This is a genomic window from Streptomyces sp. NPDC031049 (assembly GCF_055571015.1).
In genome coordinates this window covers 31,419-54,605 of the sequence record NZ_JBVIGC010000017.1, presented here as the reverse complement: position 1 = coordinate 54,605, position 23,187 = coordinate 31,419, and the positions used below count along the sequence as shown (strand labels likewise).

Below are 23,187 nucleotides of genomic sequence, written 5' to 3'. Positions count from 1 at the left end.
TAGCATCAATCGGTGATCAGAAACAGACACGGGTTCCGGCGAACCCCTTTGCGGCTTGCGGTGATGCTCGTCATGTCGCTGCTGCTGGCCACTTTCGCCACGCCACCGGCGTCGGCTGCCTCCCCGGACTGCGTGGAAGTCGAGGGCGGCCAGTACGAAACCTGCTTCACGTACGGGAATGGGCAGGCCAGCACCATTCTCGTCTCTAAAATCCTGGGCAAGATCAATGCGACGGCCGACGCGAAGGCTGCCGGTGAGCCCGGTGAGCACTACATCAGGGTTGCCCTCTTCGAGTGGGAGTCCGACACGGCCGGCCGCGGCAAGGAAGTCGCGGACGCCCTGACCCGGGCCGCCGACATGGGGGTGAGCGTCCGGCTCGTGATCGGCAAGGCGGACGCGACCATCCAGAACATGCTCACGGGTCACGGGATAGACATCTGGTACTGCCCGAAATCGTGCATCGAAACCGAGCAGGGCTCGATGCACAACAAGTTCTTCCTGATCAAAAAGGGCGATACCAAGCTGGTGATGCAGTCGTCCCAGAATTTGGTCGGCACCCAGGCGAAGCATGCCCAGAACATGCTGATCGTCCGGGACGACGACCTCCTGTTCTCGGCCTACGTGAACTACTGGCGCCGCCTGTACGCCCACACGTGGACCTACGGCAACGAGACCTGGGACACCGACCAGAAGAGAACCATCGACGGAAGCAACGACTTGTCCAAGGCGTATTTCTACCCCCAGCCCAAAAGCAATCGGGTGGCGGATGTCCTGGGCAACGTCAGCGCATGCACCGACGGCAACAACCGCGTCTGGGTGGAAGCCAGCCTCCTCGACGACAGCCCCACCTCGAGGGCCGTCGCCGACCAGTTGAACCGGTTGGAGTCGCTGGGCTGCGATGTGAAGATCATCGTGCAGAAGAAGGGCGGCCGCGACCAACTGCGCAGCGCAGGTGTCGCTGAAAGCAACATCCACTGCAATGGCTGGAACCACAACAAGTTGCTGCTGATCGACGCCAAGTATGCGGGCCAATGGCGCAAGGCGGTCTTCGTCGGCTCCTACAACCTCACCGAGAACTCCGCCACGCGGGCCAATGACGCGATGCTGCGCATCGTCAACGGCGCGGTCACCAATCGGTACATCAACCAGTTCCAGGCACTGTGGATGGCCACGGACGAATACAGCGGGCCCGGAGAAGGCGCCCAGCCCTGCGACCCGTGACCACCGCGCCGGCCTGCCCATGACGTGCGGGCACGCACTGGTATCCAGCAGCCGGTGCCACGAGCATGAGACCGAGCCGAGCGCCGGGCAGGCGGGTGGAACACACACCGCCCCCGACATGCTCCCCCTCCCTGATCACCAGGGAGGGGGAGTGGGGCGACGACCCGAGACGATCATGGTCGGAGCGGCAGGACGATGCTCCGCCTCGCCGGTGAAGGTCCCGGCTCTGTACGGGACGGCTCTTGTTGGTCAATAAGCCTTGGTTCGCTCGAATTCCGTGATGTTGAGCTTCACGTCCGAGGTCTGGAGTGTCGTGGGCGTCTCGCCAGTGGTTGTCTGTCCAGGCTGGACGTCGGTCACGTACTCCGTGGAGTTGTACACCCGCTCGCCGTTAGGGGCGATGGCCTCCCAGTCCCATGAGTAGTTGGATTTCTCGGAGCTTTGATTCTCGATCGTCCAGGTGACCCAGATGTTCTTGAAGCCTGCCTGCGACCGGTCATCGATCTTGAAGCTGACGAGATCATCGCGTTCGTCGGCTGGGGCCTCTTCCCGGCCGCCCTGCGGCTCTTCGTTCTGCCGCTGTGTCTGCTGCTCTTCGGTCGGTGAGTTCTCGGTGGGTGCCGGGGTGGACTCGCCGTCGTCGGTGGTGCAGCCGCCGACCGCCAGGCCGGCAGCCGTCATGACCGCTACAAAGATCGATGCGATACCGCGGTTGTTCATGGTTTACCTCTTTGTGCGTCACGTCACATATTCGTCCTGGCGTGGCGGTCGCTCAAGAGGGTGACGACTCGGATCCGGGGAGGTGGCCGGCGAGGCAGAGGACGCGGCGTCGGTACTGGCGGTGTGACGGACTGGCCCGGGCGGTCAGCCGTTGGCCGTGCGGGGCGCACCGAGAGGGGTGCGGTACCGATCCAGGATCCCCTCCACGGTCCGCATCAGCCGATCTCCCGCCTGGGCGATGCTTCCGTTCTGCGTGCTGACCTGGGCGCCTTCGAGTACGAAGGTGATCTCGGCAGCGGCCTGCTCGGGGTCGGACAACCCGGCCTCGGTGCACATGCCGACCAGTCTGCGGGTCTGGTGGGCCTTGTGCTCCTCGATCACCTGCCGTGCGGGATGGGAGCGGTCGGGGAGCTCGGCGAGGGAGTTGATGAACGGGCAGCCCCGGTGGGAGATCGCGGGCAGACCCTCGGCGATGAAACGGGCCAGCCCGAGGATCTGCTCCCCGGCCCGGCCGGGGTGGTCGGCCTCGGCCCGGTCGAAGGCCGCCTGGTAGTCGGCGGCGACGATCCGCATCCACTCCGCGACCAGCGCGTCCTTGGTCTCGAAGTGCCGGTAGATCGCCATTTTGGTGGTCTCGGCCTTCTCGGCGATGGTCTGGACGCTCACCCGCCGGATCCCCTCGCTCTGGAAGAGCTCCTCCGCTGCGTCGAGGATGCGCTCACGGGGCGGCAGCTTCGCCACCCTGCTCGGCCTTCTGGCGGTCGATGCCATGACTTCTCCGTGACGTCCGGTCCGGTGCGGGTCCCCGCCCCCTGCTACGGTACCAGCCCGTTCCATGCGATACCGTTCGGTCTCATCGGAGACCCGCCGGTATCGTTCCGTCTGCTGGGAGTGACAGTGAGAATGTCCGAGTACGTGAGCTTCGACGCGGTCGGGCTCGCGGAGCTGATCGCCCAAGGCGAGGCGACCCCCGCCGAAGTCCAAACAGCCGCACGCGAGGCCGCGCAGGCGGTGAATCCGCAGGTCAACGCCATCGTGGAGACATGGCCGACCGACGACGCGCCCGACCCCGGCAGCGCGCCGCTGGCCGGGGTGCCTTTCCTGATCAAGGACATCGCGGTCTCGATGGCCGGGAGGCGAATGGAGCTGGGCAGCCGGCTCGCGCGCGGCAACGTCGCCGGCGCCGACTCCTCCTTGATGGTGCGCTTTCGCCGCGCGGGCCTCGTGACGTTCGGGCGGACCGCGACCCCGGAGATGGCCTACAGCATCACGACGGAACCACGGCTGCACGGCCCGGTCCGCAATCCGTGGGACGTGCACCGGAGCGCGGGCGGATCCAGCGGAGGCGCGGGCGCGGCCGTCGCCGCCGGGGTGGTGCCGTTCGCGCACGCCACCGACGCCGCCGGCTCGTTGCGCATCCCCGCCGCCTGCAACGGCCTCTTCGGGCTGAAGCCCACGCGCGGCCGGGTCTCCATGGGCCCCGGTGCCGACGAGGTCTTCAACGGCCTGGGCGTGCAGGGCTGCGTCAGCCGCACGGTACGCGACAGTGCGGCACTGCTGGACCAGATCCGGGGCCCGGAGCCGGGCGACCCCTACTTCGCCCAGCAGCCGTCCCGGCCGTACACCCGGGAGGTGACCCGCCCTGCGGGCCGGCTGCGGATCGGTGTCCTCACCCAGGCGTGGGGCGGACGTCGCACCACCCCGCCCGTGGCCGACGCGCTCCGTCGGACCGTGCGTCTGCTCGAGTCCCTCGGTCATCGGGTGGAGGAGACCGAGGTCGACCTCGGGGTCGGCTGGGAGGAGTTCGTCCTGGCCAACGCCCGTCTGATGACGGCGAACCTGACGGCTCAGGTCGACGAGTTGGCGGCCGCCTTCGGCCGGCCCGTCGACTCCTCGACCCTGGAGCCGCTCACCCTCGCCGGATACCGCTACGGACAGCGGGTCAGCGGCGCCCAGTTCGTCGCCGCTCTCACGATCCGGAACAGGGTCGCTCGTAGCCTGGCACGGTACTTCGACGTGCGGGACATATTGCTCACCCCGACCCTGCCGGACCTGCCCCTGCCCCTGGGCACCCTCGCCGGGGACGCCGAGGCGCTGGACGGCCTCGGCTGGATCGACCGCATCAACGACCGTTCACCGTTCACCCTGGTGTTCAACGTCGCCGGCACGCCCGCCATGTCCGTGCCCCTGGCGGCCGACGCCGGGACGGGGCTGCCGATCGGCATGCAGTTCGCCGCCGGTTACGGACTCGAAGACCGCCTCTTCCGCTTCGCCGGACAACTCGAACAGGCAAGCCCCTGGTCGGGCCGGACACCCACGGTGTGGGCGGGGGACCCCACCGGCCCCTGACGCCCGCTTCCGAAGGAGCCCGGAGCCACGGACGAGGACGAGGACGATGCAGCGAGCCACTGGGGAACGACGTCGCCGCGGGTGCGCCGGTAGTGTTATGGACATGCCCGACGTGTGGATCGGCTTCGACTCTCGTGACCGGCAGAGGCACTGGTGGCGGACCGGCATCCTGACGCCGGCGCTCGTCGGTGTGACGGCGGCGATGACCTTGACCACGCACGAACCGGGAAAATGGTGGTGGGTCGGTGGCCTGGGGGTCGTCTCCGTGGTCGTGGTCTTCAGCACGGTCAACTCGATCTACGGCCGGGTCCTCCTGACCGCGACGGGGCTGGAGTTCCGCACCTTCGTCAGCAGGCGAGTGGTTCCCTGGAGCGAGGTCGCCCGCATCGAGAAGCGGCAGCGGGTGTCACGGAGCGGCATCTGGTGCGACCTCCAGGTCGTCAGGACCCATGGGCGCTCGCTCACGATTCCGGGGACCTTCACCAACCGGATGATGGATGGGGAACTCGAACGGAAGCAGGCCGTCATCCAAGAGCGCTGGTCCCTCGCAACCGGTGGCTGAGGGATCTCACACCGCGAGAGCCTCGGTCGCGGTAGGGAAGGCGACGACCTCCTCGAAGCACCGTTCGTGCTGGAGGCAGTCATAGAGCTGTCGGCGCACGTTGGTCAAGATCAAGCTTGACGACGCGCCGTCCAGCCCCCTCGGCCGGACGGCGTCTCCCGCAGCAGTGTGGCCGCCAGGATCAGGGCGGCGCCGTGGTCGGTGGCGTGGTCGATGCCGGTCAGTTCGGGGCGGTCGGCCACCGGGTCGAGGAGCGCAGCGATGTGCGGGGCGCTGTCGCCGGGGCGGGCCAGGTGGTACTCCAGGAGCACGTCCCGTAGCCGGTGGATGCCCGGGGGCCGGCCGCACGCCACGGCGACGGTCAGTACCCGGTCGGCGGTGCGGGCCGCCGGGGCTGCGCGCCGACATGGACGCCCTGCCCGTCACCGAGCGCACCGGCCTGGCCTGCGCCAGCACCGTCCCCGGCGTGATGCACGCCTGCGGCCACGACGTCCACGTCGCCTGCGCCGCCGGGGCGGTGGAGCGCCTGTACGCCCGGCGCGAGGCCTGGAGCGGCACGCTGGTCCTGGTCGGCCAGCCCGGCGAGGAGACCGCCGAGGGCGCCCGCGCCATGCTCGCCGACGGCCTGTTCACCCGCTTCCCCCGCCCCGACGTCATTCTCGGCCAGCACGTCGGCCCGGCCCCCGTCGGCACGGTCGGGCACCGCCCCGGACTGCTCATGGCCGCCGCCCTGGACGTCGAGGTCCGCATCTACGGCCGTGGCGGGCACGGCTCCGCGCCCGAGAACTGCGTCGACCCGGTGGTCACCGCCGCCTACTTCGTCACCCGCCTCCAGACCGTCGTCTCCCGGGAGATCTCCCCGCGTGAGGCCGCGGTGGTCACCGTGGGCACCGTTCAGGCGGGCACCAAGGCCAACGTCATCCCCGACGAGGTCCGGCTCACCCTCACCATCCGCACCCGCGGCGAGCCCGCCCGCACCCGCGTCCTCGACGCCGTCCGCCGGATCGCGGAGGCCGAGTGCGCCGCCTCCGGTTGCCCCCTCCCGCCGCGCCTGACCCTCTCCCACGACTTCCCGGTCACCAGCAACGACCCCGCCACCGTCGACCGGGTCCGCGCCGCGCACCGCGAGGAGTTCGGCCCGGCGGCGGTCCTGGAGTACGCGCCGCTCATGGGCAGCGAGGACTTCCCGCTGTTCGGCACGGCCGAGCACAACGGCGGCACGGACATCCCGTACGCCTACTGGTTCGTGGGCGGCACGCCGTGGGGCGTGTGGCACGCGGCGCCGGGGGAGAGCGCAGCGGAAAAGCTCCTCGCCGTCCCCGGCAACCACACCTCCGCTTCGCCCCCGACCCGGCGGTGCTGGAGACGGGCGTCACGGCGCTGGAGTCGGCTGCCCTGGCATGCCTGGACCGCCGCCGGCCCTGATGCCGCAACGGCGCCGGGGCTGCCAGGTCTTCACCGGCCGATCCATCCGCACCGGCGGCGAGCTCACCAAGCAGAACCTCTGATCGCCGAGAAGCCGGCCAAAGCGTCACGCCGGCGGCCGGGTGATGTCGGCGGCCAGGGCGTCGAGGACCCAATCCAGGCCGGCCGCGAGGGATGTCTCGGCGTCCACGTCCGTGCCGTCGTACACGGCCTTGGCCAGTGTGGGGAAGCGGCCCGTGGCCGGCATGCCCGTCACATGCGGGCCGTGGGCGCACTGCCCGTCGTGCCTGGGCAGGCCCGCGGCGCGCTCGGCCCTCAGCCTCACCCGAGACCCACCCTCACCGCTCCGAAGCCGTGCTCAAGGTGGACATGGTCGACCTCAAGCAGCGCCAGGTGACGGTGGCCCGGGCCGCCGTAACGGCCAGGGCATTCGCGGCGGAACTTCCCGGCACCCGTGCTGACAGGGAACCGGCCGATCATGCGGGCGGCCGGCTCCGGCTTGGTCGTGAAGACGGCGTCCTCGCCCAGTCCCGCCGCCCGGCAGCGGTCCGGGCCGCACGTCCACGAACCGGCCCGCTGTCCGGGACATCAGGACCTCGAACGCCTCCCGCCGGCGGGCAGCGTCTACGCTGTGGCTCGTGGCCACCGCATGATCTTCAGTCTTGACACACCGGTGATCAACGGTGGCCGCGCCCGTCTTCACCGCCCCTCGGTCACGACGTGCGAAGACGGGGCCGCATCCCTGCCGTGTCCCGCACGGGGCACGCAGCGTTCGCCCGCCCGTCTCGTGCCAGGAGGACACATGCAACGCGGTGAAGTCTGGTGGGTCGACTTCGATGAGCGACGCCCGGTCGTGCTGCTCTCGGACGAGGAGTCGTCCGGGTTCCAGGCGATGCAGGTCGTTGCGCCGGCGGGCGTCGACATCAGCGGTCTGGGCGTTGAAGTGGCCGTAGGAGCCCCGGAAGGACTGCCCTTCGAAGGCGTGCTGCGGTTCGCGTTCCCGCGTCCAGGCTTTACTCCGTGCACATGGCTGACCACCGTGGCCCGGGACGACCTGATCGAGCGGGCGGGCGTGTTGTCCTCCGTGAAGCTCGGCGAGGTCGGAGAAGCCCTCCGTGCCGCCGGAGAGAGGAGGGAGCGGACCCCGTTGACGGCTGCCAGGATCAGCGAGATCAAAAATGCCCGCCGTCTCGAAGGACTCGAGTAGCGGACGCCCGTGCTGCCCGGCTCGACCTCGTCGACGACTGACCGCTGCCCCGCACACCATGGCCGTGTTGCTGGCCTTCGGGCGGATCCGGAGCTCGCAGACCCAGACGGCCGTACCCCCATGGACGTGGCCAATCACTATGGCCACGACCTGGCGAAGAAGCTGCTGCAATCCCACGTCGGCAGACGAGCCGCCGAAAGCAGATAGGGCGCAGGCGATGCTCGTGAAGGCAGGGAAGAGCTCGGCCTTGCGTTCATGGCGGCGGTGGAGGCGACGACAGCCGACGAGCCAGGACATGGTGCGCTCGATGGTCCAGCGGTGGCAGCCCAGCCGCTGCGAGGTCTCGGCCCCCTCGCGGTCGACGCGGTCCTTGATGCCACGTCCTCGTGACCATCGGCGCAGATCAGGCCCGGCCGGGGCGACGTTCGATCAGTCCCCGCTGAGCATTGGTTCATCCGGCGGTGCGCACCCGAGGCCCCGGAACCAGAACCTCACGAGCCCCTCGATGGCCCGGGACGCGGTCAGGCCCGTAATACCACTCGATAAACGTGGCGACGTCGGCGATCATCCCCGGGATACTGGTCGCCCATGGATGAGGTCGAAGTCGTCGTCGCCCATTCCGAGCGCGCGACTCTGCGCGTCGGTGACGTGTTCCTGAAGGTGGACGCCGATCAGACGCGCATCGACGCCGAGGTCGAGGCGATGTTCCTCGCGCCGGTCCCGACCCCGGAGGTCCTGTGGTGCGAGCCGCCCGTGCTCGCGATCGCCGCACTCCCGGGGACGACTCTGGGGCGCCTCGGCGGGCCGTCGACCGGGTCGCCGGCTGCCTGGGCCGCGGCGGGCGCTGCCATCCGGAAGCTGCACGACGCACCCCTGCCGCCTCGGCCGGGCCGGGCCGGCCGGAACATCGTCGCGCTGGCGGCGGAACTGGACGACGAGTGCGAGTCGCTCGTGACGAACGGCATCCTGCCCGCCGACCTGGTCACCCGCAACCGCCAGGTCGCCGAGGCCGCGCTGAGGCCGTGGACTGCGGCGTTCACACACGGCGACCTGCAGATCGCGCACGTCTTCGTCGACGGCGACGAGGTCACCGGAATCATCGACTGGTCCGAGGCAGGCCAGGGTGATGCCCTGTACGACCTCGCCACCTTCACGCTCGGACACGAGGAGCAACTCGACCACGTCGTCGCCGGTTACGGCACCGGCGTCGACCTGGACGTGATCCACGCGTGGTGGTCGTTGCGCAGCCTGCTGGCAGTCCGCTGGCTGATCGAGCACGGCTTCGACCCCTTCGCGCCGGGCTGTGAGGTCGACGTGCTGAGATCCCGCATGTGAGGCCGCGGGCGCACCCGACTGCCGCGTATGCGTTCTCACGCATCGAGCACGCCATCTCCTGGGCGCGTCGCCTGCCCTTGCTCTCGACAGGGTGCGGTACACAGCCGTCGCCAGCAGGGCCCTTGCCACCCCCTGTGTAGGGCGGCGATCGCATGCGAGGGGGCGGGGTGAACGGTAATCCGCTGTACCACTGGACAGCGCTGGCAGTGTCCACGGTGCTCATGCTGCCGGTGCCGGTGGCGATATTGGCCGGATGGACACCGCCGTGGATGCGCAAGCGACAGGCCGGGATGCGGCTTCGCGCCTACGGCGTTCTGTGCATCTACGCCCTTGTGCTCGTCAACGGCATTCCCCGGATCGCCGACGCCTCATTCGAGACGGTCATGGTCTGCATGAACGTCGGTTTCGGCTTCGTCGCCGCTTCCGCGGTCCTGTTCCTGCTCTCGGCACGCAAGGATTCAGGCGTGCGGACATCCGGCTCGGTCGGATCTCGAAAAGGCTGAGTGACGGCTGACCGCACCTGCGCTCATGATCGCGTGTGCCGTTCCCCCGGAAGACGACGAAAGCGAGGAGAACCTTCTCCTCGCCACTCTCAAGGTATAGCGCGATGGGGGGCTTGCCGCAAGCCCCTGGTCAGGGCGCACAATCGTCGGCCGGTGCGACAACCTGCGCAGACGTCAGCTTGAGGCACCGGTGATGCAACGGGTCCCCGTGACGTGACGGGGCGCGAGCGGCCCTCGGAGGTGCCGAAGTGACCGAGCAGTACGTCGGGCAGTACGTCCTGGCTCTTCAGGAGATCGACGCAGGACAGGCAGCGAGAGCCGGGGGCAAGGCCGCGCACCTGGGCGCCCTGTCACGGATCGACGGCGTCCGGGTGCCGGCCGGGTTCTGCGTGACGACCGACGCCTTCCGGCGGGTCATGGCCGAGGCGCCGTCGATGGACGGCCTGCTCGATCAGCTGGCGGATGCGGACCCGCAGGACCGGGAGGCCACCGGCGCGCTGAGCGCACGGGTACGCCGGGCCATCGAGGAGACCGCCGTCCCAGCCGACATCGCGGCGGCGATCACCCGCGCCCTCGCCACGTACGGCGAACGAGCCGCCTACGCCGTCCGCTCCAGCGCCACGGCGGAGGACCTGCCGACGGCCTCCTTCGCCGGCCAGCAGGACACGTACCTGAACGTGGTGGGACCCGAGGCCGTGCTGGAGCACGTCAGGCGGTGCTGGGCCTCGCTGTTCACCGAACGGGCCGTCACCTACAGGCGGCGCAACGGCATCGACGACCGGACCGTGCGGATGGCGGTGGTGGTGCAGAGGATGGTCATCCCGCGGTCCGCCGGTGTGCTGTTCACGGCCGACCCCGTCACGGGCAACCGGAAGGTGGCCACGGTGGACGCCGGTTTCGGCCTGGGGGAGGCCCTGGTCTCCGGTCTGGTGAACCCGGACGTCTTCAGGGTGCGCGACGGTGAGGTCGTCGACAGATCGGTCGCCGTCAAGGAGCGTGCTGTTCAGGCCGTGCCGGCAGGCGGTACGCAGCAGGTGACCATGGACCCGGCGCGGCAGTCACAGCCGGCCCTGACGGACGGCCAGGTGGTGGAACTGGTGCGCCTGGGACGGCGGATCGAGGCCCACTTCGGCCGCCCCCAGGACATCGAATGGTGCCTGGACGACAACGGTTTCCACGTCGTCCAGAGCCGGCCGATCACCACGCTCTTCCCCGTGCCCGTAACCGGCGACGACGAGCGTCACGTCTACGTGTCCGTCGGCCACCAGCAGATGATGACCGACGCGATGAAGCCCCTGGGCCTGTCGATGTGGCAGCTGACGGCCATGGTCCCGATGCACCCGGCCGGCGGAAGGCTGTTCGTCGACGTCACCGGCCGCCTGGCCGCACCGGAGAGCCGTGCGGCTCTGCTGGAGATGATGGGCAGGGATGACCCGCTGATCAGGGATGCCCTGGAAACGGCCCTGAACCGCGGCGAGGCGGCCCCGGCGCAGACCGCCCCAGCGCAGGCCACCCGGGCCCCCGACCACGCCTCCGCCCCCGGAAGCCGACCCGCCGGCACCCTGCCCGGCCCCGCCACCTCCACCCCGCTCGAGACCGACCCCGCCGTCGTCACCGAACTGATCGCACGCAGCCAGGCGTCCGTCACCGCCCTGGAACGCGAGATCCGTACCAGGACCGGACCGGCGCTGTTCGACTTCCTCCTCGAGGCCTTCGAGGAGCACAAGCGCGTCCTGGGCGACCCGCTCAGCATGCAGGTCATCATGGCGGGGATGGAGGCCACGCGGTGGCTCAACGACCGCCTGTACCAGTGGCTGGGGGAGACGAACGCCGCCGACACGCTCACCCTGTCCGTCCCCGGCAACATCACCTCGCAGATGGGACTGGACCTGCTCGACGTCGCGGACGCGATCCGCCCGCATCCACAGGTGGTGGCGTTCCTGCAGAGCGCCGAGGACGACGACTTCCTCGACAGACTGCCGAAGCTGCCCGGCGGAACCCAAGCCCGTGACGCCATCGAGGCCTTCCTCGACCGCTACGGCATGCGCTGCGCCGGTGAGATCGACATCACGCGGCCACGCTGGCGTGAACGCCCCACCGCGCTCCTGCCCGCGATCCTCGACAACGTCCGCAACTTCGAACCCGACGCCGCGAAGCGTCGCTTCGACGAGGGACGGCACAAGGCACGGCAGAAGGAACAGGACGTGCTGGCACGCCTGCGCACCCTGCCGGACGGGCAGCGCAAGGCCGACGAGACCAAGCGCATGATCGACCGGGTCCGCACCTTCATCGGGTACCGGGAGTATCCCAAGTACGGCATCGTCAGCCGCTCCTTCGTCTACCGGCAGGCCCTGCTCGAGGAGGCCGAACGCCTGGTGGAGGCCGGTGTGCTGTCCGAGAAGGAGGATATCTACTACCTCACCTTCCAGGAGCTGCACGACGCCGTGCGCGTGCAGCGTGTCGACGGCCGGCTCGTGCGGCAGCGCAAGGAGGAGTTCCGCGTCTTCGAGTCACTCACCCCACCGCGGGTGCTCACCTCCGACGGGGAGAGCTTCCACGGCGCCTATCGGCGCGAGGACGTGCCGCCCGGAGCCCTGACGGGTCTCGCGGTCTCCGCCGGGACCGTCGAGGGACGCGCCCGCGTGGTCCACGACATGGCGCAGGCCGACCTCGAGCCGGGCGACATCCTGGTCACGGCGTACACGGACCCCAGCTGGTCCCCCCTGTTCGTCGGCATCACGGGCCTGGTGACCGAGGTCGGCGGCCTGATGACCCATGGCGCGGTCATCGCACGGGAGTACGGCCTCCCGGCCGTCGTCGGCGTCCATGAGGCCACCCGCCGCATCCGCGACGGCCAACGCATCCGTCTCCACGGCACGGACGGCTCCATCGAACTCCTGCCCTGATCCAGGCCCCGCGCCCCCCCGCGTCTGCGGCCGGGGACAGTTCGTCAGAAGGGGCTGCTGTGTACTTGGCGCGCCTCGGCGTGAGCGTCATAGTTCATTCACGTACGGACCACCGATGACGCGCCGCAGGAGACGGGGGTCACCGCATGCCGGTGTCCAGGCTGTTGACCGACTCGACCACACAAACGCAACTCGGCCCTGAACTTCTGGCCGAGCTCCGCGCCAACCTCTGGGCGGTGGACTGTCAGACATGCGGTCGGCAGTTCGGGCGATGGGAGAAGCCGGCCCTGGCGGTGCAGGCGACAGCCGACACAGCTGACGCATCACTGCACCACCGCGGCTGCCGGTCAGCGCGATGGCTCGAGTATCCGGCCGGTGACGTGCCCGAGTTCACCGCCTTCCCGCACGTCACGTGGCGGGCGGCGCTCATCCTCCTTCCGACGGGCAACACACCGGTATTCCTGATCAACCCCTCTTACGAGTACGCCACGTTGCGCAGGGACAACGGGCGATGGCGTCTGGCTACGTTGGACCGGTTCGCTGCCTGCGGAATGGGCACGGACCTGTTCGACGGAGTGATCGCGCAACCGTCGCTGTCGGTCGTGGTCGACGCGGACCGGATTTCCGCTCGGATGGTCGAGGATGCGACCACGGCCCACAGTTGGCACATTTCACCGCCACCCCCGAGCATGCGCGACGTGCTGGACACGAAGGACTGGATCACCGTCGGGGTGACCACGTCGCTGGACCTGCGCCGGCGGATGCCGGGCAACCCGCTGCCGAGCCTGATCAGCGCGCAGCGGGTGCGGCTCGGTGCCGCGAGGATCACCTACACCGAACCGGTGCAGCTGCTGAGCGAAACGGATTTCGCCAAGAAGGTGCGATTGGAAATGATCGCCCTGATTGTCGAAATGCTCAGGAGACAGCTGGGTATTGTGGTCGGTGACGATCTGATTCGGGCGACTCTGGCGTGCAGCGTCGGAAACAGCGCCATGATCCAGGCGTTGGACGGCCGGGACAAGCTGGCTTCGGCGCTCCCGGTCGCCATGCTCTACGCGACCAAGTCGCGGACAGCCTCCGGCCGCCCCGCACACGGCGGCGGCGTGCACGTGATGACAGCCTCCGAGACCGAGTCACTCGAGTGGTTCGAGATGTTCACCGCAGTGGCTGGAATCACCGGCACCACCGTGAACAGGCTGACCGCCAACCCAACGGCCGAACAGCGAAGCGCCGAGTACCTGGCCGACGTCGTGATCGGCACCCCCGAGCAGTTCAGGACCGCCCACGCCTTCTACCGGGAGGATGACGGCGACTGGGGCCTGCACGAAACGCGTGGCTACGTGGCCATGACCGAAGGGTTCGACGTCAAGCACCGAGCAGCAGAGCTGATCCACCGCTATCCCAAAGTCGCCGTCATCTAGAAGATCCAACAACAGGGTCCGACTGGCCTGGCACCTTCCGTCGGCGAGGTCACCGTGGTCACTCTGGGCGTCATCAGTATGGCAACGGGAGACGAGGGGCGCCCTGGCGACGGGCGCCGTCGTAGCAGAAACCTCGACCCTCAGGCGACACGGCCCACGCCAGCCACACGGTCACCCATCGCCCAAGGACGCTCCAGAACCGGCCGGAGCTGATCGACGGCTGTTTCGCGGGCACCGGTTGGAACGTGGCGCCCTCTCACGCCATGCTCGTACGGACTCACGCCACGCTCGTACGGAACCGCCGGCGGTACTCCGTCGGCGTTGCGTCGAGCCGTCGGCGGAACGCGCGGACCAGGGTGTCGACGGTGCCGAAGCCGCTGGCCGTCGCGATACGTTCCAGCGTTGCGTCGGTGGACTCGAGCTGCCGGCGGGCCGCCTCGACACGGGCCGACTCGATGTAGGCGTGCGGGGTCGTGCCGAGTTCGCTCTTGAAGATCCGGGTGAGCTGCCGGTCGCTGACATGGGCCTGAGCGGCGAGGTCCGCGACGGTGAGCGGCTCGGCGATGTTGCGCAGGATGTAGTGGCGGAGATCCTCGATGCGCCGCGTTGCGGCCACCTGCTCCAGGGGCACGCTGAACTGGCTCTGGCCGCCGGGGCGTTTGAGGTACATCACGAGCTGACGGGCGACCCGCAGCGCGACGGACTCGCCGAGGTCGTCGGCGATCAGTGCGAGGGAGAGGTCGAGGCAGGCGCTGATGCCCGCGCCGGTCCACACGGCGCCGTCGCGGATGAAGATCGGATCGGCGTCGACCTCGACCTCTGGGTGTTCGGCGGCGAGTTGCTGCGCTGTCGACCAGTGGGTGGTGGCCCGCTTGCCGTCGAGCAGCCCGGCGGCGGCGAGGATGTGCGCGCCGACGCAGACGGAGGTGACCCTGCGGGTCCGGCCGGCCAGCTGCCGCACGCGGTCCACCACCGCGGGATCGGTGAGCGGGTGGACGCGGCGCTCCCGGTCGATCTCGACGGCGCCCGGCACGACGAGGGTGTCGAGGCTCCTGCCGGACAAGTCGCCGAAGGTGGTGTCGGGCAAGACACGTACCCCGGCGGCGGTGGTGACCGGTGCCATGGTCTCGGCGGCCAGCAGCACCTCGTATGCGGCCGCCTCGTCCGTCTCCCGGCGGGCCAGGGAGAAGACCTCCGGTGGTCCGGTGACGTCGAGCAGGTCGACGCCCTCGAAGAGAACGATGACGATCAGTCGTCGCACGCTCAACGGCCCCCCGTAGCAGCCATCATGGATGTCGGTAACTGCATGTTAGATGACATTGCCGACGTCCGGGTTCGGGTCATAGCGTCATAGGCGCAGGTCACCGCGATGGGTGAGCTGCCCCCCTCATGACCCGACCACATCGTCAGGCGGTATTGCCATGCCCAGAACCACGCTGCGCCGGCTCAACGGATTCGACGACACCCCCGCGAAGCCGGCCGAGTCCACGCTGGTCCTCATCGACTACCAGAACACCTACACGACCGGCGTGATGGAGCTGGACGGCTGGCGGGAGGCGCTCGACGCCGCCGCGGAGCTGCTGGCCCGGGCCCGCAGGGAGGGTATGAAGGTCATCCACGTCGTCAACGACGGCGGCGAGGGCACCCCGTACGACATCCGGGCCGAGATCGGGCAGATTCATCCGAAGGTCGCCCCGGTCGACGGCGAGCCCGTCGTCGTCAAGCAGGCCCCGAACGCCTTCGTCGGCACGGACCTGGACGCGCACGTCGACGCGGCGGGCCACAGCGACCTCGTCATCGCCGGCTTCATGACCCACATGTGCGTGGCGTTCACCGCCCAGGGTGCCTTCCTGCGCGGCAACCGCCCCACCGTCGTGGCCGACGCCTGCGCCACCCGCGCGCTGCCGGTCACCGGCACCGAGCTGCCCGCCCGGCAGGTCCACGACAGCGCCCTCGCCACCATCGCCGATCTGTACGGGGTTGTCGTTCCGTCGTACAAGGAGATCGTCTGATGAAGCTGTAGCGCTCGGCCACCTCGTGGGCCGTGTACAGCGCGCGGCCGAAGGCCGGCCGGCCTGCCGCCGGCCTCCGGCCGCCGCAAGCGGTTGGCGTTCTGGTCCGCCCGGTGTGCCCGTCACGGACGACCACGACCGTCGGCACCCAGCGCCAGGAGCGCTGTCCGCTCCCCCGCGGCATCCGTCAGCCCACCCCGACCCACCGCCGGTCAGTCATCGGACAGGACCGGCAGACAGCGGGCGAGGTAGCGGGCGTGCCCGTGCTGGCCGATGTACCCCTCGCCGACGGTGGCGATCTCACCCGCTCCGAGGGCGGAGCACGTGCCTTCGGCGCCGTCCTCGTAGACGACCTTCACGGTCACCGTCTCGGCGCAGCCGTTGTGGGCCTGCGCGTACCGCCAGCTCTGGTAGAGGGCGACGCACGAGGGGGCGGGATCGGCAGGGAGCGCCTCGGCGGAGGCAGGCCCTGTCATGTGGGGAGACAGGGCGAGCGCTGCGCCCGCACCCACCAGAGCCGCGTGTCGAAGTACCCGCATGCGCATAACCGTTCGCCTTCCTAGGATTCAATCCAATTCCTGAAGTCACAAGACGAGCTTGCTGCGGTCTTGTGTTCGACAAATGACAGTGTCAGTCATGCAGCGGTGTGCGCGATGAGGGGATCACGAACTCAGGCCAGTTGACCGCTTTCAGGCGTGCGAGCTGCTTGATCTGCGCGGATGCAGGACGCTCGTCCGGGGTGCCGCAGTTGTTGCTTCAATGATTTCTGCGTTCATGAAGTGACGTGACCGCCGATGTGCAGGTGATCGCCTCCCATGTACCCGACGCCCGCCACCCGCCCTGCCACGACGCCGGGACCGGCATACGACCGCATCCCGTCGCGGGCGTCCCCTCGGGAACCGCCGGCGCGATGAGGGCGTGCACCGCATGCCCGTAGCGTGCTGCGCTCTCGTACAACGGCTGGTCGGTGAACACCAGCGGGCAGGCGGCGATCTCCTGCGGTCCGCGTACGATGACCAACTCACAGGGGGAGGCGGCATGGCCATGGGAATGCGCCGGTGGCACGCTGCGACCGCGCTGACACCACTGCTGCTGACTGCTTGCGGAGGCGCGCCCGAGAGCGACGGCACAACCGGCAAGGCGGCGGTGCTCACGAAGGATCAGGTCGGCCGGACGCTGCCGGACGGCGAGGCCATGAGGGGCTGGAAACAAGCCTTCGAGCCCATAGCCGTCGAGATGGACAAGCTCTACCGCCGACAGGCCTGCCCCGTCAACGGCAATGCGGGCTGTGAAAACTCCCGCTTCTTCGGCGCCGCGGTCTTCCGTCGCGAGGACCCCTTCGCCTCCGTCACCTTCCAGGTCATCGCCTGCGGCAGCGAACAGGCTGCCCAGGATGCCTATGACGTGCTCTGAAACGGCTACTGCGGCAACCAGGCCGGCCTGGCGGGCCAGAAAGCCAAGCCTCTGAAGCTCGGCCCGATCGGCGACGAGCACGACGCCCGACTCGACGCCGCCGGCTTCAAGGGCGAGCCCGGAGCCGTGACCCAGACCCGGGTCGGCAGGACGCTGCTGTGGACCGTGCAGTCCGCCGCACACAAGGGCGACATCGACGAAGACGGCGTTCGGGACCTGGCCACAATGCTCCCCAAGCGATCCCAGCAGGCTCAGAACGGCAACGAGCCCTCCGCCGCACTCGAAGACTGACCACACGGCCGCCCCAGCCCCCGTGCCGATTCCGTTCTCCCCTCGGCCTCAGAGGTCCTAGGAAAGGCGTGGGACGTAGCGGTGGGTGATCGGGCACGCGGCGAGGCCGAGGAAGGCCTCGTGGATGTCGTCGCGTCGGTCCCAGCGGATACGCAGTCGGCGGAAGCCGTGCGGCCGGGAGATAGTGCGTTCGACGACCCGGCGGAAGATGCCCAGGCCGGAGCCGTGCGGGTGGCCGTTCGGCGATCACCGGGCGGACGCCTCGTTTCCGGAGCGGGCGCCGGTACTTGTTGTGGTCGTAGCCGCCGTCTGCCTGCAGGGCGTCCGGCCGCCGGCGCGGTCGGTGGACACGGCCGGGGACGGTGGGGGCCTTGTCCAACAGGGCAGCAGTTGGGTGCCGTTGCTGGTACGCAGCCACAGCGCCACACCCACAGGACGTCACCGAGCACGTGGGATACCGCCTCAAGCGCACCTCGGCCGCGCTGCGCTCCGCCACGGACAATGCGCTGCGCGAACACGGTTTCCGTTGAGTACGGCCGCGCTCGGCCCGTGCACCTCACCCCGGCCGGCCAGGAACGCCTGCACGCGGCCCGTGACGCCGTCTATGCCGTTGAGCAGCGCATGATCAGCAAAGTGGCACCCGGCACACCGGGCCGAACCACAGGAGGAGTCACGTGAGTACCCTGGAAGACCAGCCCAACCCCGACGAAGCCCTCGCCCGCGCCCATGCGGCCCGCGAGCAGATGGCCGCCTCGCCGCCGCGCAGTCGCGCCGGCCCCGCCCCGGCAGAACCGGATCGGCAGCGCGGCCGCGCGCCGCGACGCCGGGGCCCGTCCCGGGTGCGGCCCTCCAACGCCTGGCTGTGGTGACGAGGCCGGGCACCGTCCACTGAGTGGAGCCCACCCGATGTCGCGCACCGCCACCGGATGCAGAACATCGAGTGGGCTCCACTCAGTGGACTCCACCCGACGCTCCACCGAGTGGAGCCCACCCGGGTGCGCCGGACGACGATGGACTCCACCGTGGTGCACCCCGCGATGGTGCGCCACCGCGTCCGGCACCGCACCACTCCGACGATGCCCGGCACTCTCGCGCGCACCGGTCCACCGCACCTGGTGCGCGCACCGCACTGCGAGCTGTGCGTCGCTGTCCTGTGCCAACGGACCTGGACTCTTTGCCAGTGATGGGGGATCCAGACCGGAGCAGGCGGGCTGAGGTTCCGCCGCGGCGGTGGCCCGCTCGTCGAAGCCGGCCACCGATCGTCCTGTCACGCTCGCACGCGTGCGTCCCGGCTCGTCCGCCGTTCCCACCCCGGAAGCGGCAGGGTGCGGCGCCAGCCGGGGGCCACGAGTACGGCCGTCAGTATGGCGGCGACGGGCGTGAGGGCGAGCGGGAGGTAGCCGGTGAGGTGGCTGGCGTTCCCGGTCAGGGCTGGGAGCAGGGATGCCCCGGCTGCCGCGTACAGCCCGACGGCGGTGAGCCGGATGCCGGGGGAGGTGCGGCAGACGCCCTTCCAGGGACGGGCCGCCGTGCCGGGGGTGGTCGCCGCCTCGTGAGTCCCTCCGGCGGCGTCGGTCAGGCGGCGGATGTCGGCGCGGGAGACGGAGCAGGTGAAGGTCTGGCCGTCAGGGGCGACGAAGACCGCCGGGACCGTGGTCTTGCCGTTCACCATGGTCCAACGCCGGGCCCAGACCAGCCGGCCGGTCGTCTCGCCGAAAGCCGTCGCCAGGGCGAGGACGTCGGCGCGGTCGACGCACAGTTCGACCGACCTGACACCGTCGACCGTGGCGCTCAGCCAGACCCCGTCGACCACCTTGGTGCTGCCGGCCCGGCCGCCGAGCGTGGTGTGGGCGTCGTGTACCGCGGTCAGCCGCTCCACATACCCGGCGTTCACCCGCCCCGCCGCCGCGTCCTCGGTCAGCAGCCTGCGCGGACCGTACTCCGCGATCCGCTCATGGTTCCGGTTCACCATGGCGGCGGCCCAGCACGCCACGACCAGGAGAACCGCGAACGGCATCACCGCTCCGCCGTTCAGGGGCACGTACCAGGGCGAGAGGTACGACGAGAGGTCCTCACCGTCGTCCACCCAGCCGCCCAGTTCGGGGCGGCCGTGGGCGTGCAGGATCTGAACGTGCATGCCCTCCTCCGGGGATGAGCGGACGATCCCGCGGTCCACGGAGAGCAACGTGTGATCTGCCAGCTCGACCTGCAGATCGGCGAAGTAGTAGCCGCCGCCGCTCCGCTTGCCCTTCCCGACGCCGGTGAACTCCTCGCCGTCCACCCGTACGACGGTCCCCGTCGACACCCGCGGCTGCGCGCGCTGGATCCTGTCGAGCGCCTCGCCCTGGGCGCCGTCCGGCCGCAGCCCCACGAGGAACGCCGAGGCGACGGCGGTGGCAGCGAGCACGAGGGCGAACGCCGGGCCGAGCGGGACGGGGAAAGGCCGGGGGAGCACCGAGGGGATCGGCGGGCGGTCCTCGCCGAGGCCGAGGGCGGGCGGGCCCGGCTCCAGCACGGGCGCCCGGCGCGTGGCCGCCACCCACCCCAGGCCGCACACGAGCGCCATCGTCATCGCAACCAGCATGTCCACGCGCGGCGCCGCAGCAGTGAACCGTACGACGGGAAGGAGAACCACTGCCGCCGCGCATATCAGCGCCGCCGACCCCCACCCGCGTGTCCAAACCGTTGATCTTCGCATCCCCCACCCAGCCTTGGCCTCTGCTTCGAAGGGAGCCCCCAGCCCCCTCGGTCCGACATCAATGGCAGGAACGTCATGGTTGTCCAACCTTCCTGGCCATCGGTCCATTGTTCAGTGTCAGAGGACAGCCGCCCCTGCCTGACGATCACGGGTCGGTAACGGCGTTCAGGCGAGTGTCACACCGTCGACTGTCGCCACACCTCTAGCAGGTGAGACGGGGCGATTCCATCCAGGCCCCAGCGCCACCTGCACGAGGAGCCTTGTCATGACGTACACCGGCAGCGCCCGGCAGCCCGGACCGGAGCCGTGCCCGACCGTGTCAAGGGGTGCTGAACGCCCTCCGGGCGGCCCGGAATCCAGTGCCCTGAACGGCGCCGCGAACGATTCCAACGCTGTGCCCATCACCGCAGCTCACACCGCCCGCCAGGGGGCCTCGCGGCACGCTGACACCTCTCTCCCTTCCCCCGAGACGTCGACGAAGGGGAAGCAGTCCATCCCCGCGGCCAAGGTGCGGGCCGATGAACTGCGCATGCTGGGGTGCGCGCGGATAGCCACGATTCGGCAGAGCTCGGCGGGCGCGGGCGAGGGGGCGTAAGTCGCGGTCATCCACCCGGCCATCGTGGCACCGGCCGTGCGCGGTCTGTGACGGCGCGAACCAGACGCGACCTCCCACGGACCTCTCCTCCCGGCCGGTGCCGACGCTCATCGCCAACAGCGGGCTGCGCAGCCGTTCCTGATCCACAGCCCGCGAAGGGGCACGCACATGAGGCACCAGTAAAACCCTGTTCTCAGGCCGTCGTCGGATCTTCAGCGCCTTGCCGGGGCGACCGTCCTGGTCACCGGAGGGGCCGGGCTGATCGGCCGGCCGCCTTTACGGGCGTCCGTGGTGGCCTGCCGATTATTGGCGGCCTGCTGGCGGGCCACGATCCGATGTCCGCCGCCATCGGGGATGTTGCCGAGCTCCTTGATGTCGGCGTGGACGAGTTCCCCGGGACGCTCGCGTTCGTAGCGTCGGATGACCCGGCCAGTAGGTCGGGCGATCCAGCGAAAGCGGTTCAGGCCGTGGCGAGTCAGGATGCGGTGGACTGTCGAGGCGGGTATGCCCAGGATCGGTCCGATGCGTGCGGGGCCGAGCCTGCGGTCACGCCGCAGCTCGCAGATGCGCTTCTCGACGTCCTTGGGGGTGCGATGCGGTGTGCTCCGGGGGCGGCTGGAGCGGTCGTACAGGCCCGGCGTCGCCTTCGGCGCGCCATCGCCGGACCCACTTGTGGGCGGTAGTGCGGGAGATGGGTTGTGTGGGGTGGGCGTGCGAGAGCAGGCCGACTTGGTCGTGCATCGAGCCGGGGAGCCGCCGGCGGGTGTTACAGGAGGATGACGGTGCGCTCACCGGGTGCGTCCTGGTGGGCCCAGGCCGCCTCGACCTGGTCGAGCGGGAACGGGTGCGGGCGCACGGCCATGCCGTTCGCGGCGATCGCGGCGACGAGTTCGGTGAACTCCCGCTGCATGACCTGCATGTCCACTGAGCCGAAGCCGCTGCCCAGGATGCGGAAGGCGTTGGAGCGCAGGGCGTGCCCGGACAGGGTGATCGCGTCTCCGCCCATGCCGCCGATCTGTACCCAGTCGAGCAGGCGGGTGTGCTGGGTGCGCGCTCCGAGGACGGCGCGCATGGCGAGTTCGGTGGGCGGCCCCCACACATAGTCGAGGACCACGTCGACTTCTGCTGCGGCCTCGGCGAGCGCGACCGTGGTGGCGTCCTCGTCGGGGACGAGCTGAACAACAGCGTCTGCGCCTTGGTCCGTGAGTTCGTCGAGGCGGGTGCGGTTGCGTCCGGCGGCGATCACTCGCTCCGCGCCGAGGTGCTTGGCGACCTTGACGGCCATCGAGCCGGCGTTGCCGGTGGCGCCGTGCACCAGGACAGACTGCCCGGCCTGGAACGGGACGCGCGTGCGCAGCGCAACCCATGAGGACAGGGCAGGGTTCATGGTGGCGACCAGGCGTGCGGGATCGGCTCCGTCCGGGACCGGGATGGCGGCGGCCGGATCGATGGCGATGCGCTCGGCCAGGGTGCCCGCGCCCATGACCATGACGTAGGCGAGGCTGCCGTCTGCCCGGCGGACGACGGCGTCGGCACCCGCCAGGGCGGGCAATGTCTTGGGACTCGTGTAGTGCTTGCCGGCGGCGATGCCGCGGGTGGCGGGGTGCACACCGACGGCGAGGACGTCCACCAGTTCCTGGCCGGGGGCAGCCTCGGGGGCGGGGACGGAGCGGAAGTGCGGCGGCTCGTCGAAGGACTCCACAAGCGCGGCTTTGATCATGGACATGCACGTTTCCTTTGCGTGGCGCACGGCATCGTTAAGATACGATGCCGTTTCTTGTGGCCTCAAGCGTACGGCTGCGAGTTAAGATACGCAAGCGAATCTAAACGCATGGAGAAGTATCATGAAAATGGACATAGGGGGTATTGGTGAGTGAGCGGCGCACGGAGAGCACTCCCACCCGGCGCAGGGGCGCCACCCTGGAGAACGCGATCACCGATGCCGCCTGGGAGGTGCTGGTCGAGCTGGGCTACAACGGCTTCACCTACGAGGCCATCGCAGCACGCGCGGGAACCAGCAAACCGGTGCTCTACCGGCGCTGGCCGCAGCGCGAGGACCTCCTCATCGCCACACTCACCCGACACTGGCGTCCACTGGACATCCCCGACACCGGCAGCCTGCGCCAAGACGCCCTCACCCTCCTGCGCACGGTCAACGCCGAGCGGGCCCGTACGGTGATACTCCTGCGCATCCAGCTGGCGGACTACTTCCGCGAGACCGGCACCAACTTCAGCGACCTGCGCAGCCGCCTGCGCCCCGGGGACCGGACGCCCCCCTTCGCGACGCTCGTCGACCGCGCCGTCGAGCGCGGCGAACTTGCGGATGTACCGCGTCCCGATTGCGTCGTGAACCTGCCCTTCGACCTGGTGCGCCACGACATGCTGATGACCATGGCCGCGGTGCCGGACGAGAAGATCGTCGAGATCGTGGACACGGTATGGCTCCCCCTGCTCGGCTCATCACCCCGCGGCACGCAAGCAGGACACTGAGCCCCCGCAATGACGCACCACCACAACTCCCGAGCCCTG

At 69.6% G+C, this 23,187-nt stretch carries 20 protein-coding genes and 6 pseudogenes; 15 read left to right on the top strand and 11 right to left on the bottom strand.

Features of this window, described 5'->3' with window-relative positions:
- The first annotated feature begins 72 nt into the window (after positions 1-72).
- The gene (locus tag ACZ45Q_RS26100) at positions 73-1,221 is read left to right on the top strand and encodes a phospholipase D-like domain-containing protein (protein ID WP_468265601.1); all 1,149 of its coding nucleotides are present in this window, start codon (positions 73-75) and stop codon (positions 1,219-1,221) included.
- Positions 1,222-1,470: 249 nt separating this feature from the next.
- On the opposite strand, the gene ACZ45Q_RS26095 is transcribed toward ACZ45Q_RS26100, so the two are convergent.
- Positions 1,471-1,941 (bottom strand): hypothetical protein, encoded by a 471-nt coding sequence (locus tag ACZ45Q_RS26095; RefSeq protein WP_468265599.1) that lies wholly within the window; start codon positions 1,939-1,941, stop codon positions 1,471-1,473.
- 144 nt (positions 1,942-2,085) lie between these two features.
- Positions 2,086-2,712 (bottom strand): TetR/AcrR family transcriptional regulator, encoded by a 627-nt coding sequence (locus ACZ45Q_RS26090; RefSeq protein WP_468265597.1) that lies wholly within the window; start codon positions 2,710-2,712, stop codon positions 2,086-2,088.
- A 126-nt stretch (positions 2,713-2,838) separates the two neighbouring features.
- Here ACZ45Q_RS26090 and ACZ45Q_RS26085 point away from each other — a divergent pair, with 126 nt between their 5' ends.
- Positions 2,839-4,290, top strand: a complete 1,452-nt coding sequence (locus tag ACZ45Q_RS26085) for an amidase (protein WP_468265595.1) — start codon at positions 2,839-2,841, stop codon at positions 4,288-4,290.
- A 103-nt stretch (positions 4,291-4,393) separates the two neighbouring features.
- Entirely contained in the window at positions 4,394-4,852 is a 459-nt protein-coding gene (locus ACZ45Q_RS26080; protein WP_468265593.1) for a hypothetical protein, read from the top strand.
- Positions 4,853-4,962: 110 nt separating this feature from the next.
- Here the strand turns inward: ACZ45Q_RS26080 and ACZ45Q_RS26075 are convergent, their stop codons facing one another.
- Positions 4,963-5,163, bottom strand: coding sequence for a hypothetical protein (locus tag ACZ45Q_RS26075; protein ID WP_468265591.1), 201 nt, complete (start codon positions 5,161-5,163; stop codon positions 4,963-4,965).
- Between the two features lie 95 nt (positions 5,164-5,258).
- On the opposite strand from ACZ45Q_RS26075, the pseudogene ACZ45Q_RS26070 reads away from it, so the two are divergent.
- Positions 5,259-6,098, top strand: a pseudogene (locus tag ACZ45Q_RS26070) (amidohydrolase); the annotation flags it as partial.
- A gap of 285 nt (positions 6,099-6,383) precedes the next feature.
- Here the strand turns inward: ACZ45Q_RS26070 and ACZ45Q_RS26065 are convergent.
- Positions 6,384-6,596, bottom strand: a pseudogene (locus tag ACZ45Q_RS26065) (TetR/AcrR family transcriptional regulator); the annotation flags it as partial.
- Between the two features lie 483 nt (positions 6,597-7,079).
- Between ACZ45Q_RS26065 and ACZ45Q_RS26060 the strand changes: the two are divergent.
- Both ACZ45Q_RS26060 and ACZ45Q_RS26055 read left to right on the top strand, forming a co-directional pair.
- Positions 7,080-7,484 (top strand): type II toxin-antitoxin system PemK/MazF family toxin, encoded by a 405-nt coding sequence (locus ACZ45Q_RS26060; protein WP_468265589.1) that lies wholly within the window; start codon positions 7,080-7,082, stop codon positions 7,482-7,484.
- Positions 7,485-7,536: 52 nt separating this feature from the next.
- A pseudogene (locus tag ACZ45Q_RS26055) lies at positions 7,537-7,691 on the top strand (ankyrin repeat domain-containing protein); the annotation flags it as partial.
- Between the two features lie 9 nt (positions 7,692-7,700).
- Here ACZ45Q_RS26055 and ACZ45Q_RS26050 read toward each other — a convergent pair.
- Positions 7,701-7,859: pseudogene (locus ACZ45Q_RS26050) on the bottom strand (transposase); the annotation flags it as partial.
- A 213-nt stretch (positions 7,860-8,072) separates the two neighbouring features.
- Between ACZ45Q_RS26050 and ACZ45Q_RS26045 the strand changes: the two are divergent.
- From ACZ45Q_RS26045 to ACZ45Q_RS26030, 4 genes are all read left to right on the top strand, one after another.
- The gene (locus ACZ45Q_RS26045; protein ID WP_468265587.1) at positions 8,073-8,819 is read left to right on the top strand and encodes a phosphotransferase family protein; all 747 of its coding nucleotides are present in this window, start codon (positions 8,073-8,075) and stop codon (positions 8,817-8,819) included.
- A 167-nt stretch (positions 8,820-8,986) separates the two neighbouring features.
- On the top strand, positions 8,987-9,322 hold the full coding sequence (locus ACZ45Q_RS26040) for a hypothetical protein (RefSeq protein ID WP_468265585.1): 336 nt from the start codon (positions 8,987-8,989) through the stop codon (positions 9,320-9,322).
- Between the two features lie 248 nt (positions 9,323-9,570).
- Entirely contained in the window at positions 9,571-12,228 is a 2,658-nt protein-coding gene (rph, locus tag ACZ45Q_RS26035) for a rifamycin-inactivating phosphotransferase (RefSeq protein ID WP_468265583.1), read from the top strand.
- Positions 12,229-12,374: 146 nt separating this feature from the next.
- Complete coding sequence (locus tag ACZ45Q_RS26030) at positions 12,375-13,649, top strand: hypothetical protein (RefSeq protein WP_468265581.1); 1,275 nt, start codon at positions 12,375-12,377, stop codon at positions 13,647-13,649.
- A gap of 277 nt (positions 13,650-13,926) precedes the next feature.
- Here ACZ45Q_RS26030 and ACZ45Q_RS26025 read toward each other — a convergent pair whose 3' ends face one another.
- Positions 13,927-14,916: a GlxA family transcriptional regulator gene (locus ACZ45Q_RS26025; protein WP_468265579.1), complete on the bottom strand. Its 990-nt coding sequence runs from the start codon at positions 14,914-14,916 to the stop codon at positions 13,927-13,929.
- A 154-nt stretch (positions 14,917-15,070) separates the two neighbouring features.
- Between ACZ45Q_RS26025 and ACZ45Q_RS26020 the strand changes: the two genes are divergently transcribed.
- Positions 15,071-15,661, top strand: a complete 591-nt coding sequence (locus ACZ45Q_RS26020) for a cysteine hydrolase family protein (RefSeq protein WP_468265577.1) — start codon at positions 15,071-15,073, stop codon at positions 15,659-15,661.
- 212 nt (positions 15,662-15,873) lie between these two features.
- Here the strand turns inward: ACZ45Q_RS26020 and ACZ45Q_RS26015 are convergent, their stop codons facing one another.
- Positions 15,874-16,137 (bottom strand): alpha-amylase, encoded by a 264-nt coding sequence (locus tag ACZ45Q_RS26015; RefSeq protein WP_468265575.1) that lies wholly within the window; start codon positions 16,135-16,137, stop codon positions 15,874-15,876.
- 562 nt (positions 16,138-16,699) lie between these two features.
- Here ACZ45Q_RS26015 and ACZ45Q_RS26010 point away from each other — a divergent pair.
- Both ACZ45Q_RS26010 and ACZ45Q_RS26005 read left to right on the top strand, forming a co-directional pair.
- Entirely contained in the window at positions 16,700-17,074 is a 375-nt protein-coding gene (locus ACZ45Q_RS26010) for a hypothetical protein (RefSeq protein WP_468265573.1), read from the top strand.
- Positions 17,075-17,200: 126 nt separating this feature from the next.
- A complete protein-coding gene (locus tag ACZ45Q_RS26005; RefSeq protein ID WP_468265571.1) occupies positions 17,201-17,365 on the top strand; it encodes a hypothetical protein in 165 nt (54 codons plus the stop codon).
- A gap of 57 nt (positions 17,366-17,422) precedes the next feature.
- Here the strand turns inward: ACZ45Q_RS26005 and ACZ45Q_RS26000 are convergent.
- Positions 17,423-17,747 (bottom strand): annotated as a pseudogene (locus ACZ45Q_RS26000) (transposase family protein); the annotation flags it as partial.
- 292 nt (positions 17,748-18,039) lie between these two features.
- Here ACZ45Q_RS26000 and ACZ45Q_RS25995 point away from each other — a divergent pair.
- Entirely contained in the window at positions 18,040-18,234 is a 195-nt protein-coding gene (locus ACZ45Q_RS25995; RefSeq protein WP_468265569.1) for a hypothetical protein, read from the top strand.
- A gap of 398 nt (positions 18,235-18,632) precedes the next feature.
- On the opposite strand, the gene ACZ45Q_RS25990 is transcribed toward ACZ45Q_RS25995, so the two are convergent.
- The 3 genes and pseudogenes from ACZ45Q_RS25990 to ACZ45Q_RS25980 form a co-directional block, all read right to left on the bottom strand.
- Positions 18,633-19,937: a hypothetical protein gene (locus ACZ45Q_RS25990; RefSeq protein WP_468265567.1), complete on the bottom strand. Its 1,305-nt coding sequence runs from the start codon at positions 19,935-19,937 to the stop codon at positions 18,633-18,635.
- A 981-nt stretch (positions 19,938-20,918) separates the two neighbouring features.
- Positions 20,919-21,354 (bottom strand): annotated as a pseudogene (locus ACZ45Q_RS25985) (helix-turn-helix domain-containing protein); the annotation flags it as partial.
- A gap of 70 nt (positions 21,355-21,424) precedes the next feature.
- A complete protein-coding gene (locus tag ACZ45Q_RS25980; RefSeq protein WP_468265565.1) occupies positions 21,425-22,384 on the bottom strand; it encodes a quinone oxidoreductase family protein in 960 nt (319 codons plus the stop codon).
- Between the two features lie 140 nt (positions 22,385-22,524).
- Here ACZ45Q_RS25980 and ACZ45Q_RS25975 point away from each other — a divergent pair, with 140 nt between their 5' ends.
- Positions 22,525-23,148, top strand: coding sequence for a TetR/AcrR family transcriptional regulator (locus ACZ45Q_RS25975; protein WP_468265563.1), 624 nt, complete (start codon positions 22,525-22,527; stop codon positions 23,146-23,148).
- Positions 23,149-23,187 lie beyond the last annotated feature (39 nt).